The following is a 13,585-nucleotide window of genomic DNA, read 5'->3' on the forward strand; positions in this document are numbered from 1 at the left end:
GACAGTAAGCGGCGATAACGGTATATATTCCTCTTTTGTATCGGTCCTTCCAATTCGGGCCGGCCAATCGGCGCACGCGGATTGTTTCCCCGGTCAAGAGTGCGCCGGGTGAGCGCGATCAGACTGTTGTGGGATAAACATTTTACTTGATCTTTTGTAAGGAGATGCAGCTTTGGCGAATCACAAGTCGGCGATGAAGAGAAATCGGCAGAATGTAGTACGGCGCGAACGGAACCGGGCCAACCGCTCCCGGCTCAAAACCCTGGTCCGCCGGGTCAACGAGGCAGTGGCAGGCAATGCTCCCGAGCAGGCCCGTGAAGCTCTGCAGGCGGCCGTGCCGATGATCGCCAAGGCGGTCAACAAGGGCACCATCCACCGCAACACCGCGGCCCGCAAGGTGTCGAGGTTGAGTCGCCGGGTCAACTCCCTGGCCCGCAATGCCTAGTCTTTTCGGCTTTTGTTCCCGGCCTTGATGTTTTGAGTTCCCAAACCATGGCGTCCCTCAGCAGGGCCGGCCGTGGTTTTTTTTTATGATCAAAATTAAGCGGCACCGCAGCCTGCCGTGCCCCGGCCCAGGCCCTCCGGCCTCCGGTGCTCCCCGGCTCGACCGCCGCTCCGGTAAAGGTGCCCAGCTCGGCGGCTCGAGCTTCGGGTTGCTCAGGTTTTGGTATTCACGATTTATGCGCAGCAGCAGGCGGGACTATTCATGCAGCGGCCGGATCTGGAAAACTTCAAAAAGCTTGCCGCCGAATACAACCTGGTGCCGGTGGCCCGTGAGCTGATCGTTGATCTCGACAACCCCCTGTCGATTTTCACCAAAGTGGCCGGGGATCAATCCCACGCCTTTCTCTTCGAAAGTCTCGAGGGCGGCGAAAAGTGGGGCCGCTATTCCTTTATCGGCTTCGATCCCCTGTTGATTTTTACCAGTCGCGGCGAAGAAGTGGTCATTCGGCGGAACCGGGCTGATTTCGGCAGCCCGGCCGAGGCCGGGACCTCGCCGGGCTCGGAGTTCCACCAGGAGCTTTGGCGGGGGGATCCCCTGCAGATCCTGGAAAAGCTGCTGGCTGAACTGCGGCCCGCCATCGCCGATTCCTCGCTGCCCCGTTTCTGCGGGGGAGCGGTGGGCTTCCTCGGTTACGACATGGTCCGCTTCATGGAGCGGCTGCCCGCCCTTAATCCCCCGTTGCCCGCTTTTCCTGACAGCAGTTTTCTGATTCCCCGGGTGGTTCTGGTCTACGATAATCTGCGCCAGCGCCTGACCGTGGTCAATTGGGTGGTGACCGACGCGGATGCCGATGCCGAGTCTTTGTACGCTCAGGCCCGGGAGCGGATCGACCGGGTGGTGGCCTGCCTGGAGCGACCCCTGGCCCCGGAACTGCTGAGCGGGATTCCTGAAGGTGCCGCGCCCCGGCATGAATTTGCCGCCAACATGAGTCCGGCGGATTTTAAGGAGATGGTGGCCCGGGCCAAGGAATATATCCTGGCCGGCGACGTGATCCAGGTCGTGCTTTCCCAGCGTTTCCAGACCGCCACCGCGGTGCCGCCGCTCAGGCTCTACCGGGCCCTGCGCAACATCAACCCCAGCCCATACCTCTTTTATCTCAAGCTCGGGGACCTGGTGCAGATCGGCTCCTCCCCGGAAATTCTGGTGCGGCTGGAAGGCGATGATATCGAATTGCGGCCCATTGCCGGCACCCGGCCCCGGGGCCGGGACCAGGAAGAGGACCTGGCCCTGGAGCGGGAACTTCTGGCCGATCCCAAGGAGCGGGCCGAACATTTGATGCTGGTGGACCTGGGCCGCAATGACGTGGGCCGGGTGGCCCGCTACGGTTCGGTGGAGGTCCGTGACCTGCTGGTTATCGAGCGTTACAGCCACGTGATGCACATTGTTTCCGGGGTTCACGGCAAGCTCAACCCCGGCAAAAACCAGTTCGACGTGATCCGGGCCTGTTTCCCGGCCGGCACCGTCTCCGGCGCCCCCAAGATCCGGGCCATGGAGATCATCGAGGAGCTGGAGCCCGAGCGGCGGGGACCCTACGCCGGCGCGGTGGGTTACTTCGGCTTTACCGGCAACATGGATTTCTGCATTACCATTCGGACTTTCGTGATGATGGGGGAGCAACTCTGGGTCCAGGCCGGGGCCGGCATCGTCGCCGATTCCGATCCCGAGGCCGAATTCGTTGAGACGGTCAACAAGTCCATGGGGCTGCGGCGTGCCCTGCAACTGGCCGAAATGGGATCGCGATGATAGTGGTAATCGACAATTACGATTCGTTCACCTACAACATTGTCCAGACCCTCGGGGGGATGGGGGCCGAAATGGTCATTTATCGTAATGACGAGGTGGACCTGGCCGCCATCGCGGCCTGCCGGCCCGATCGCCTCCTGGTCTCCCCCGGGCCCTGCACCCCGGGTCAGGCCGGCATCTCCGTTGATGCCATCCGTCATTTCCAGGGTCGAATTCCCATCCTGGGGGTCTGCCTTGGTCACCAGGCCATCGGGGAAGCCTTCGGCGGCCGGGTCGTTCGGGCCTCGCGCCTGATGCACGGCAAGACCAGCCTGGTCCACCATGATGGCAAGGGAGTTTTCCGCGGTCTGCCCGATCCCTTCGAGGCCATGCGCTATCATTCCCTGGTGGTGGAGGAGGCCACTCTGCCCGCCTGTCTGGAAATCACCGCCCGTTCCGACCAGGGTGAACTGATGGGATTGCGCCACCGGGAGCTGCCGGTGGAGGGAGTGCAGTTCCATCCTGAATCGATCATGACCCCGGCCGGGGTTGATTTGCTGAAAAACTTCATCGATCCGGCCTATCCTTCATTTTTAGCCCGGTCCTAAGGCACCGGCCGGAGGGGATATTTTGGCCGGGCCAAGCCTTGGCCAGGGCGTGGCCGGAATTGGTGAAGAGCAGCCGGAGTTGCGGGGGGAGGAAAGCTCGCTAACCCGGGGACGGACGCCATTGTGCCCGGCCGGGGAACTGAATCGAGGGGGATAAGATGATCAAAGAAGCAATTGCCGAGGTGGTGGCCGGAGCGGATCTCACGGAAGAGGCCATGATGGCGGTAATGCACGAAATTATGGGCGGCGCGGCTACTCCCGCCCAGATCGCCGCCTTTATTACCGCCCTGAGGATCAAGGGGGAAAGCGTGGCCGAGATCACCGGGGCCGCCCGGGTGATGCGGGACAAAGCCACCCCGATCAGGCCATTCAGCGCCGAGGAGCTGGCGGCGGGCCAGGTCCTGATCGATACCTGTGGTACCGGCGGTGATTCCTCGGGCACTTTCAACGTCTCCACCACCACCGCTTTTGTCGTGGCCGGGACTGGTTTGCCGGTGGCCAAGCACGGCAACCGCTCGATCACCAGCTCCTGCGGCAGCGCTGATGTCCTCGAGGCCCTGGGGGTGAATTTGCAACTGCCGCCGGAGGCCATCGCCCGGGCCATCCGGGAAGTCGGAATCGGCTTCATGTTCGCCCCGGCCCTGCATGGGGCGATGAAATATGCCATCGGCCCCCGGCGGGAAATCGGAATCCGCACCATTTTCAATATTCTCGGACCTCTCACCAATCCGGCCGAAGCCAATGTCCAGGTCATGGGGGTCTATAATCCGGCCTTGGTGGAACCCCTGGCCCAGGTGCTGGGCAAGCTGGGCAGCCGCCGGGCCATGGTGGTCTGCGGCGAGGGCAATGTGGACGAAATCACGGTGACCGGCCCGACCAGAGTGGCGGAATACCGGGATGGCCAAGTGGCAAGCTATACCATCGCCCCGGAGGATTTCGGCCTGCCGCGGGCGACCCTGGCCGATATCCGGGGGGGCTCGACGGCCGCCGAAGCCGCCGCCCAGTTGCGGGCGATTCTGGCCGGCGCCGAAGGTGCCCGCCTGGACATGGTCCTGCTGAACAGCGCCGCCGTCCTGGTGGCCGCCGAACGCTGTCTCGATCTGGCCGCCGGTATCGACCTGGCCCGGGAAGTGGTGCAAAGCGGCGCCGGCCTGGCTCGCCTTGAGGCTTTGGTCGCTTTCTGCCGCGATTTTAAAGCAGTTAAATAGCGGGGGCAATTCAGGGCTCAAGGGAGCAGGCGCGGAAAGTTCACGCCGGCCCCTCGCGCCTTGCCGCCCGTCCCTTGAACTTTGGACCTTAATGCAGATGATTCTGGATCGTATTGTTGAACGCAAGCGGGAAGAGGTCGCGGCCCTCAAGCGCCGGGGCCTGGCCCGGCCCGCCGGGGAGGTGGAGGGACCTCGGGGCTTCATGGCCGCCCTGCTGGCCACCCCAGAAGTGGCGATCATTGCCGAACTGAAGAAGGCCTCGCCATCCAAGGGGGTCATCCGGGCCGATTTCGAGCCCGCGGAGATCGCCCGCAGCTATCAGCGGGGCGGGGCCGCCGCCCTTTCGGTGTTGACCGACCGGGATTTTTTCCAGGGTTCCCTCGACTATATTCCTCTGGTGCGCGGCCTGGTAAACTTGCCGGTCCTGCGCAAGGATTTCATCATCGATCCTCTCCAGGTGGAGGAAGCCGCTCTTTACGGGGCCGACGCCATTCTCTTGATCGCCGCCATCCTTGATTCCGGCCAACTCCGGGATCTGCGGCTCCGGGCCGAGGCGCTGGGCATGGATGTCCTGGTGGAAGTTCACGATGAGGCCGAGGCGGAGAAGAGTCTGGCCGCCGGGGCCCGCCTGATCGGCGTCAACAACCGTGATCTGCGCGACTTTTCCATGGACCTTGACACCACCTTCCGCCTGCGTAGGCTGATTCCGGCCGCAGTCCCCCTGGTCAGCGAGTCGGGGATCCGCGATCATCGCGATATCAGGGCCCTGGCCGCCCACGGGATTACCGCCGCCCTGGTGGGGGAAACCCTGATGCGGGCCACCGACCCCGGCCAGGCCCTGCTCGCCTTGCGGGGAGTGGCGGCGGAAGACAACAAAACCTCTGAGCGGGAAAGGAGTAGCTGAGTCATGGATGGCCGGACCCGGATCAAGATTTGCGGCATGACCGAGTTGGTCCGGGCCCGGGAGGCGGTGGCCGCCGGAGTGGACGCCCTGGGCTTCATCTTTGCTCCCGCCAGCCCCCGGCGGGTCGAGCCCGAACGGGCCCGGGAAATAATCGCCGCGCTACCCCCTTTTGTTGACGCGGTGGGGGTTTTTGTCAACGAAGAGGCGGGGGTGATTCGCGATATCGCCCAGTATTGCGGTCTGACCCTGCTGCAATTGCACGGCGACGAGGAGCCCGATTTCTGCCGGCGGATGCCGCTGCGGGTCATCAAGGCCATCCGGGTGGGCGAGCACAGTTCGGCCGCCGACCTGGCCGCCTATCGCGGCTGTGTCGGCGCCTTCCTGCTTGATACCTTCCATGAAAATATGGTCGGCGGTACCGGCCGGAGCTTTGACTGGCAGATTATCGCCCGCCTGGCCCCCCCCGCCCCGGTGGTCCTGGCAGGCGGCCTTAATCCCGAGAACGTCGGGGCCGCCATCGCCCAGGTCCAACCCTTTGCCGTCGATTTCAATTCGGGGCTGGAAACGGCCCCGGGCCGCAAAGATTCCGAGCTGGTGCGCCGGGCCGTGGCCGCGGTGCGCCGGGCCGACGCCGCTTGACCTGCTTGACCGACTGAGCCCTGGCCGGCGGTTTCCCGCCGTCCCCCCTTAAGCTTCCTTTTGCACGATGCTTACCATCTCCCGGACCGCCTTTTCCAGGCCCACCAGGATTGCTCGGGCCATGATGGCATGGCCGATGCTCAACTCCTCGATGGTGCCCAGGCCCGCCACCCGGGCAGTGGTGAGATAGTTGAGGCCATGGCCGGCGTTGACCCGCAGGCCGGCGGCCAGGGCATCTTCCGCCGCCGTCGCCACCAGGGCGAATTCCCGCTCCCGTTCAGCTTCAGCGGCGGCGTCGCAATAGCGGCCGGTGTGAATCTCGACGAAGGTGGCGCCGATATCCGCCGCCGTTCGGATCTGGTTCGGGTCGGGATCGACAAAGAGGCTGACCGGGATCTTAGCCTCGGTCATGCTGCGGATCACCCGGGCCAGTTTTTTCCTTTGTCCGTGTACGTCCAGCCCGCCCTCGGTGGTCAGCTCCCGCCGCTTTTCCGGGACCAGGGTCACCATGTCCGGCTTGAGACCCAAGGCAAACTCGATAATTTCCGGGGCGGCGGCCATTTCCAGGTTGAGCTTGCTCTGTACCGTCTGCCGCAGCAGCAGGACATCACGGTCCTGGATGTGGCGGCGGTCCTCCCGGAGGTGAACGACGATGCCGGCGGCCCCGGCCAGTTCGCAGATCCCGGCGGCCAGCACCGGGTCCGGCTCGGTGATACCCCGGGCCTGGCGCAGGGTCGCCACGTGATCGACGTTGACGGCAAGTTGAACCATTTTTTTTCTCCTCTCCTCGGTTTGCAGTTGCTGGCGTAAATCATCTTCCCGGCGGGTCATGATGGCAGCCTCGGCCGGCGAAACTTCGTGGTCGTGGCCCAGCAGGTGCAGGAGCCCGTGAATCAGCAGCCGGGTAAGGCGCTCGGCCAGGCTGACCCCTTCCGCGGCGGCCTCGCGCCGGGCAGTGTCCAGGGAAATGACCACATCCCCCAGCAGCCGGCCGCCGGCCTCCGGCGGCATCCCGGCCGCATCCTGCTGGGCAAAGGCCAGGACATTGGTGGGTCGGTCCTGATTCCGGTAGCGCCGGTTGAGTTGCCGCATCCCCGGGTCATCGAGCAGCAGCAGGCTCAACTCGCTCCCCCCCTGGCCGCAGAGCCGCAAGAGCAGCGCGGCCCGGCGCTCCAGTCGGGTCAGTTCGCCGGCGCCGATTTTCCCTCCAGCATGGCTGAGCAGTACCGGCATCGGCTCAAGCTCCCGGCTTAAGGGGACTCCGCTCAGCGCTGGCGCGGGCAGGAGAAGGTTTTTTGGCCTTTTCCCGGCCCGGCTTGGCTTCGCGGCCGCCGCCCTGGCGGGCGTAGGCCCGGATGATTTTCTGCACCAAGGGATGGCGCACCACATCGATATCAGTGAAATCGCAGAAGGCGATACCATCCACCCGGTTGAGAATCCGCCGGGCTTCGATCAGGCCGGATTTTTTCTCCAGAGGGAGGTCAACCTGGGTGACATCGCCGGTGATCACCGCCTTGGAGCTGAAACCAAGTCGGGTGAGAAACATCTTCATCTGTTCGGAGGTGCTGTTCTGGGCTTCGTCGAGGATGACAAAGGCGTTGTTGAGGGTCCGGCCCCGCATGAAGGCCAGGGGGGCGATCTCGATAATTCCCTCCTCCAGCAGCTCGGCGGCCTTGCCGGGGCCGAGCATATCGTTGAGGGCATCGTGGAGGGGGCGCAGATAGGGGTTGACCTTCTGGGCCAGATCGCCGGGCAGGAAGCCCAGCCGCTCCCCGGCTTCCACCGCCGGGCGGGCCAGGATGATCGTTTTCACCTGGCGGCTGGCGTAGGCCGCCACCGCCATGGCCACGGCCAGGTAGGTCTTGCCGGTTCCCGCCGGACCGATTCCGAACACGATGTCATGTTGGCGAATGGCGTCGATATAAAATTTCTGGTTGATGCTCTTGGGCGAGATTACCTTCTGCTCGGCGGTGATATAGACCTTGTCGAGAAAGATTTCCTTCAAGACCGCCTTGGGCGAGGCTTCCAGGACTCGCAGGGCATAAGCCACGTCCGGGGGGTAGACCGGATAGCCTGAGCGGATCAACTCGTAGAGTTTGCGCAGGGCCGAGGCGGCCAGGGCGACCTCATGCTCCCGGCCCTTGAGGCTTAGCTCCGTCCCTCGCACCTGGATGGCCACACCGGTGGCTTCTTCCACAATCGCCAGGTTACGGTTCAACTCACCGTAGAGCTGGAGGGCCAGGGTATTATCGCTGAAACTGAGTTCTGCGCTGGTCAAAGCGGCCATTCAAGTAACCATTGGTTGGGCTTGGGGGGCATAAAGCTCCGCTGCCGGCTGGGCTGGGTTAAGGGACCCCGGCGGCCCAGGGCTTATTATCTCTGCAGAGCTTTGTCGACTTCCCTTTGCAGAGTTTCATAGTTGCGTTGCTTTAACAGCATGCCATTGACGAACAGGGTGGGGGTGCCCCGCACTCCCGCCTGCTGGGCATCCTGGATGTCTTTTTCCAGGCGGCGGGCCAGCTCCCGGCTGGCCACGTCCCGGTCGAAACGGGCCAGGTCCAGGTTGAGTTCCCGGGCGATGGCGCGGATTCTTTCCGGATTGATCTCCTTCTGGGCGGCAAAAAGCCGGTCGTGGAATTCCCAGAATTTTCCCTGGTTCTGGGCGGCCATGGTCGCCAGGGCCGCCGCCCGGGCATGCTCATGAAAGGAGAGCGGGAAATGCTTGAAGACGACTTTTACCTGTTCGGGATAATTTTGCAGGATCCTGGCGGTCAGGGGTTTGACCTGGGCGCAGAAGGGACACTGGAAATCACTGAATTCGACGATTTCCACCGGGGCGTCGGCTCGACCGAGAAAGGGGGCGCCGCTGGTGTCGATGGAGATCGCGAACTCCAAGGCCAGTTGCTGGACCAAGCCGGTTTCGCTGCTGCTCAAAATTAACTTTTCCGCAATGCCGGCGGTTTGCAAGCCGACGGCGCTGATCCGTTCCACCTTGGGATCCACGGGGATGGTGCCGAGCAGTTCGCCGGCCGGGTCATAGATGCGCACCTGGCCCCCCTTGGTCAGCACGTAGATCCGGCTGCCGTCCAGGGAGGTGGCAACATCCAAAGGCTTTTCCGGAGGTTGGATGGTCTGGGTCAGTTCCCAGGCCACCCGGGCCTGGGCCGGCCCGGCGAGGAAGACAACGGCGATCAGGAGAGCGGCGGCGCAAGAGCGAAAAAGCATGGAAATCCTCCTTGGGTTGATGCTGGGTCGGGTTCTGCCGGCCGCCCGGCCAGCGGCGGCGTCGGATGGTTATTATAAGCCGATCCGGGGATTACGCAAGGCCCGGCGCTGAAGATTGCGCCGGGTCGCGGAGCCAGTCTTCAGAGTCGGCCGGGCGGGGGCATGCCGGCGAGGCAGTGGCCAGGCAACCATCGTCCCCCTGGTTAGCCTGAAGCGCGGCCAGCGCCGCCCGCGAGACCGGGCCGGGACCGGGGGCTTTTCTCTTGGGGGTTAAACCGGCCAAGTGGGGCGGTAATCGTCTTTATGGCTGCTGCTCCAAGGGGGGCAGCAAGCGGTCCAGCAGGACGGCCAGGTGGAGTACCCGGGCCTGGTGCTGGCCATCGGCCCGAGCCTGTTGCCAGTGCAGCAGGCAGCCACTGCAGGCGGTGGTAACCACTTCCGCCCCGCTTTGGCGAAAATCGCTGGTCAGTTGCTCCAGGATGGCGGCCGAACTGGTCGGATGGGCGAGATGGAAAAGGCCCCCCTGGCCGCAACATTGGGGGCCGCGGGGCAACTCCGTGAGTTCCAGGCCGGGGATGCGCTGCAGCAGCCGGCGCGGTTCCGCCCCGACTCGCAGCGGCCCGAAACGGAGATGGCAGGGATCGTGGTAAAGCACCTTCAGCGGTGGTTGCTCCCCGGCGGCCGCCGCCGGAGCCTGGCTGTTTGCCTGGTAAATATATTGGGAAAATTCCCGGACCCGAAGGGCGAAATCCGCGGCCGGTTGCCGCCAGTCGGGGTCATCGGCCAACAATTCCCCATAGCGCCGCAGATGGGAGGCGCAGGAGGCGCAGGCCACCACGATGGGAGCGGAGCCGGGATGGGCGGCGATGTTTTTGCGGGCCAGCCGCCGGGCTTGCCCGGCCTGGCCGCTGCTGTAGGCCGCCAAGCCGCAGCAGCCCCCGCCGGTCGCCGGCCTTGCCCGGCCCAGGCCGTTTTTCGCCAACAGAGAACAAACCGCCTGGGGGATTTCCGGTTCGATGAAGTTGGCGTAGCAGCCGCTGAACAGATAGAGCGTTGCCGGGCCGGCGACGGGGTCCGGACCGGATTCCCGGGTCGTGCTGGGCGCGGTCTCACCCGGCCCAGCCGGCGCCAGATTCAGGCCGAGCCGCAGATTGAGGCCGCTGTCGGCCGGCAGGCGGCGCTCCTTGACAATGCGGGCCAGGGGAGCCAGGACCCGCAAAAGGCGGGGTTGGCCCAGGAGTTTGCCGCCCAGGGCCCGCAACAGCACCTGCTTGCCAGCCCGGCGGTGCAATTCAGCCCGGGCGGCGGCCAGCCTTTCCGCCACCGGGATTGCGCGGGTGCAGACCTGGCTGCAGGCTCCGCAGAGAAGACAATGGGACAAGATTTCGGCATAGGCTGCGCTGGCGTTGGCCGGGTCCAGTCTGGCCAGCAGATGCAGTTTGCCCCGGCCGGTGTGATATTCCCGGCCGGTTTGGCGGTAAACCGGACAAACTGTGCTGCAGGCGCCGCATTTAGCGCACGCGGGCGGACCCGACCCGGTTGCCCGCGCCATGGCGGGGCCTCCGGGAGATTCGGGGCCGGCTGCTGCAGCCGGTGGTGTCGGGGTATCCTGCCTGGTCATGGTTGCCGCCGGCCGGCCTAGTGCTGCCAGAGCAGGTAGGACTTGATGAAGGGATCCAGGTCGCCGTTGAGGACGCTGTCGACGTTGCCGGTTTCGTGGTTGGTGCGATGGTCCTTGATCAGCCGGTAGGGCTGGAGGACGTAGGAACGGATCTGGCTGCCCCAGGCGATCTCCTTTTTGTCGCCATGGAGGTGCTGCTGTTCCTCCTGGCGGTTGGCTCGCTCCCGTTCGTAAAGGTGGGCCTTGAGCATTTTCATGGCCGTGTCCTTGTTGCGGTGCTGGGAGCGCTCGTTCTGGCATTGGACGACGATTCCCGAAGGCAGATGGGTGATCCGGATGGCCGAACTGGTCTTGTTGACATGCTGGCCTCCGGCGCCGCTGGCCCGGTAGGTGTCGATCCGCAGATCCTTGTCGTTGATTTCCACCTCGATATCGTCGTCAAGCTCAGGGAAGATGAAAACAGAGGCAAAAGAGGTATGGCGGCGCCCCCCGGCATCGAAGGGGGAAATCCGGACCAGGCGGTGGATGCCCATTTCCGAACGCAGGAAGCCATAGGCCCAGCGGCCCTTGATCATCACCGTGACACTCTTGATTCCCGCCTCGTCGCCGGGCAGCTGGTCGAGAATTTCACTGCTGAACCCCTTGTCCTCGGCCCAGCGCAGGTACATCCGGAGCAGGATTTCCACCCAGTCCTGGGCCTCGGTGCCGCCGGCGCCGGCATGGATGGTGAGGATGGCGTTGTTGGCATCATGTTCGCCGTTGAACATGCATTCCAATTCCAGGTTTTCCAGGCGTTTCTCCAGGTTTTTCAGGGTTTGGGCCACCTCCTGTTCAACCTCCCGGTCGTTTTCGGCCACCGCCAGATCCAGCATGATGGCGGCATCTTCCCAGGCGGCGTGGACCTGGTTCCAGTTGTCGACGATATTCTGCAGGGTCCCCTGTTCCTTCTGGATAACGGCGGCCTGGTCCGGGTTGTCCCAGAAGTCCGGGGCGGCGGAGCGATGTTCCAGTTCCTGGATGCGGAGCAGCTTGCCGTCCAGGTCAAAGATGGCTCCGCAGGGTAAGCAGGCGGGCCTTGAGGTTTTCGGCTTTTTCCTTAAGTTCGGCGGCAATACTGATACTCATGGCAATGGTCCTCGTTTTTCTTATTGGTGGCTGAACTTTAATAACGGCAGAGGGTCCACCAGGGGGCGCTGAGAAGACAAGGGACCAAAAGGAGAGGCCTTTTGATCCGGGGATGCAAAAAGAGATTGCGGCGGGGCCGGTCCCGCCCGGGTTAAGCCCGGAAATTACCAACTTCTTATATTAACATATATGTGCCGGATAATGCCAGTCATAAGCAGGAGAAGGCAAAAGGGGGCCAGGAGATAACCCCCGGCCCGGTAAATTGTATCGGTGTGCCGGGATCCGGTTGGCGATATCAGGGGCAGGGGCAGATCGGCGCTGCGCTGGTCGGTCGTGAACAGATCCGTGGCTTGGTGGATGCGGCCGTCCGGGGTGATGAAGGCGCTGATGCCGGTATTGGCGGCGCGGGCCAGGGAGCGGCGATTCTCCACGGCCCGCAGGGCCGCCATGGAAAGATGCTGCCAGGGAGCATTGCTGGGCCCGAACCAGGCGTCATTGGTGATATTTATCAGCAAATCGGCGCCGTTAACGGTCACTTGCCGGGCCAGGCGAGGGAAAATGGCTTCGAAACAGATCAGGATGCCGAGCCTGCGCTCCCCACAGGCCAGAGGATAGGGGGAGGTGCCGGGGCTGAAATCCCCCAGGGTTTCAACCACCGGGGCGAAAAAAGGCAACAGGCGGCGCAGGGGTATGTATTCTCCGAAGGGCACCAGGTGCTGCTTGTGATAAATGCCGGCCAGCCTGCCTTCCGGTTCATCCGGGGCAATCAGCAGGGCGCTGTTGTAATAGCGGACCAGGCCTTTTTCGTCCAGTTCCCGGTGGGGGGCACCGGCCAGCAGGCAAAGGTCATGCTGGAAAGGGAACGAGGCCACCGGGCGATAAAGCGGATGGCCCAGGGGATAAAAGGGCAGGGCGGTTTCCGGCCAGACAATCAGTTCCGGGCCGGCGGCGGCGGCCTGGCCGCTCAGGTCCAGGTAGAGTTCAATGGTGGCGGTTTGCTGGTCAAACTCCCATTTATCTTCCTGGGGGATATTGCCCTGGATGATACTGACCTTCATGGTCGGTGTCCGGGCCGCCATGGTTTCGATCTGTTGCAGGCGCAGGGGGCCGTAAAGGGCCAGGGCGCCCAGCAGCAGCACTGCGCCCAGCATTGAGGCCCTGCTGGTCCATCTCGAGGGGGAGCCCGGGCAGGATGCCGGAGGGGGCGGGGAGGCCGGGGTCCGGCGATCGGGAGTGGCGGAACGGGGTGCCCATGACGGCGGCCAGAAGTGGCAGAGCAGGCCGGCCAACAGAGAGTTGGCCAGCACGATGGCAAAAGTGATCCCGTGGTGTCCGGCCAAATCGGCCATCTGGATTACCAGGGGGAAACTGTACTGACTGTAGCCGAGATCCTGCCAGGGAAAACCGGTGAAAAGCCGGGCCCGGACGACATCGAGTCCAACCCAGATCACCGGCGCCGCCCACAGAAGCCCCAGGCGCGGCGCCACCATTGGCCGGGAGGGCCGCTCGGCCGGGAGGGCCTGGTTTGCGGCGGGCCGGCCTGATTCAAGGCCGGATTGGTCGCCCCAGGTGGTAAGCCTGCTGAGCAGGGCCGCGAAAAGGGCCGGATATAAACTCATGTAGAGGGCCAGGAGAATCAGGGCCGCCATCGCCACCAGGGGTTGCACCCCGCCGTACTCCCCCAGTACGATGGTGATCCAGTGCAGCAGGGGCAGGTGATAGCCCAGGCCGGCCAGCAGGCCCAGCAGGGCGGCCGGTCGCCAGCCCCGGCCGCGGATGGCCAGCAAGAGTGGAACCAGGGCGATCCAGGCCAGCAGCCCGTGCCCGCCGCTGCCCGGCGAAGACCAATAGAGCAGCAGACTGCTGAGCAGGGCCAGGAGAACCGGCCCGCCCCATCCAAGTCCCAAGCTGCGGCGCGGCTGTTTACTCATAGGTTTGCAATCTTAACTTTCCAGTTCTTGCCCGCCGTAAACGGGCAGCAGTGCCGCAGGTTCGGCCAAGCGGTCCGGCGCCGCGCAGCCCGCCTGC

General features: G+C 64.0%; 12 protein-coding genes. 6 read left to right on the forward strand and 6 right to left on the reverse strand.

Going from position 1 to position 13,585, the window contains the following annotated elements; genetic code table 11:
* Window positions 1-172 precede the first annotated feature (172 nt).
* From rpsT to ACHHTY_RS00885, 6 genes are all read left to right on the forward strand, one after another.
* Window positions 173-445 (forward strand): 30S ribosomal protein S20, encoded by a 273-nt coding sequence (gene rpsT, locus ACHHTY_RS00860; RefSeq protein ID WP_395492145.1) that lies wholly within the window; start codon window positions 173-175, stop codon window positions 443-445.
* A gap of 261 nt (window positions 446-706) precedes the next feature.
* Complete coding sequence (trpE, locus tag ACHHTY_RS00865; RefSeq protein ID WP_395492146.1) at window positions 707-2,248, forward strand: anthranilate synthase component I; 1,542 nt, start codon at window positions 707-709, stop codon at window positions 2,246-2,248.
* A complete protein-coding gene (locus tag ACHHTY_RS00870; RefSeq protein WP_395492147.1) occupies window positions 2,245-2,835 on the forward strand; it encodes an anthranilate synthase component II in 591 nt (196 codons plus the stop codon). The genes trpE and ACHHTY_RS00870 overlap by 4 nt, the downstream gene beginning before the upstream one ends.
* Window positions 2,836-2,993: 158 nt before the next feature.
* The gene (gene trpD / locus ACHHTY_RS00875) at window positions 2,994-4,043 is read left to right on the forward strand and encodes an anthranilate phosphoribosyltransferase (RefSeq protein WP_395492148.1); all 1,050 of its coding nucleotides are present in this window, start codon (window positions 2,994-2,996) and stop codon (window positions 4,041-4,043) included.
* A gap of 97 nt (window positions 4,044-4,140) precedes the next feature.
* A complete protein-coding gene (trpC, locus tag ACHHTY_RS00880; RefSeq protein WP_395492149.1) occupies window positions 4,141-4,947 on the forward strand; it encodes an indole-3-glycerol phosphate synthase TrpC in 807 nt (268 codons plus the stop codon).
* A gap of 3 nt (window positions 4,948-4,950) precedes the next feature.
* Window positions 4,951-5,586 (forward strand): phosphoribosylanthranilate isomerase, encoded by a 636-nt coding sequence (locus ACHHTY_RS00885; RefSeq protein WP_395492150.1) that lies wholly within the window; start codon window positions 4,951-4,953, stop codon window positions 5,584-5,586.
* 48 nt (window positions 5,587-5,634) lie between these two features.
* Here ACHHTY_RS00885 and ACHHTY_RS00890 read toward each other — a convergent pair whose 3' ends face one another.
* From ACHHTY_RS00890 to lnt, 6 genes are all read right to left on the reverse strand, one after another.
* Window positions 5,635-6,819 (reverse strand): pyridoxine 5'-phosphate synthase, encoded by a 1,185-nt coding sequence (locus ACHHTY_RS00890; protein ID WP_395492151.1) that lies wholly within the window; start codon window positions 6,817-6,819, stop codon window positions 5,635-5,637.
* A gap of 4 nt (window positions 6,820-6,823) precedes the next feature.
* The gene (locus ACHHTY_RS00895) at window positions 6,824-7,873 is read right to left on the reverse strand and encodes a PhoH family protein (protein ID WP_395492152.1); all 1,050 of its coding nucleotides are present in this window, start codon (window positions 7,871-7,873) and stop codon (window positions 6,824-6,826) included.
* Window positions 7,874-7,959: 86 nt separating this feature from the next.
* On the reverse strand, window positions 7,960-8,811 hold the full coding sequence (locus tag ACHHTY_RS00900; RefSeq protein ID WP_395492153.1) for a thioredoxin domain-containing protein: 852 nt from the start codon (window positions 8,809-8,811) through the stop codon (window positions 7,960-7,962).
* A gap of 301 nt (window positions 8,812-9,112) precedes the next feature.
* Window positions 9,113-10,363 (reverse strand): (Fe-S)-binding protein, encoded by a 1,251-nt coding sequence (locus ACHHTY_RS00905; protein WP_395492154.1) that lies wholly within the window; start codon window positions 10,361-10,363, stop codon window positions 9,113-9,115.
* Between the two features lie 86 nt (window positions 10,364-10,449).
* A protein-coding gene (gene prfB, locus ACHHTY_RS00910) for a peptide chain release factor 2 (RefSeq protein ID WP_395492155.1) occupies window positions 10,450-11,557 on the reverse strand; the annotation gives its coding sequence in 2 pieces (ribosomal slippage) (window positions 10,450-11,475 and window positions 11,477-11,557; 1,107 coding nt in all).
* Between the two features lie 164 nt (window positions 11,558-11,721).
* Entirely contained in the window at window positions 11,722-13,488 is a 1,767-nt protein-coding gene (gene lnt, locus ACHHTY_RS00915) for an apolipoprotein N-acyltransferase (protein WP_395492156.1), read from the reverse strand.
* Between the last annotated feature and the right edge of the window lie 97 nt (window positions 13,489-13,585).

The organism is Desulfurivibrio nitratireducens, assembly GCF_044068515.1.
GTDB lineage: Bacteria > Desulfobacterota > Desulfobulbia > Desulfobulbales > Desulfurivibrionaceae > Desulfurivibrio.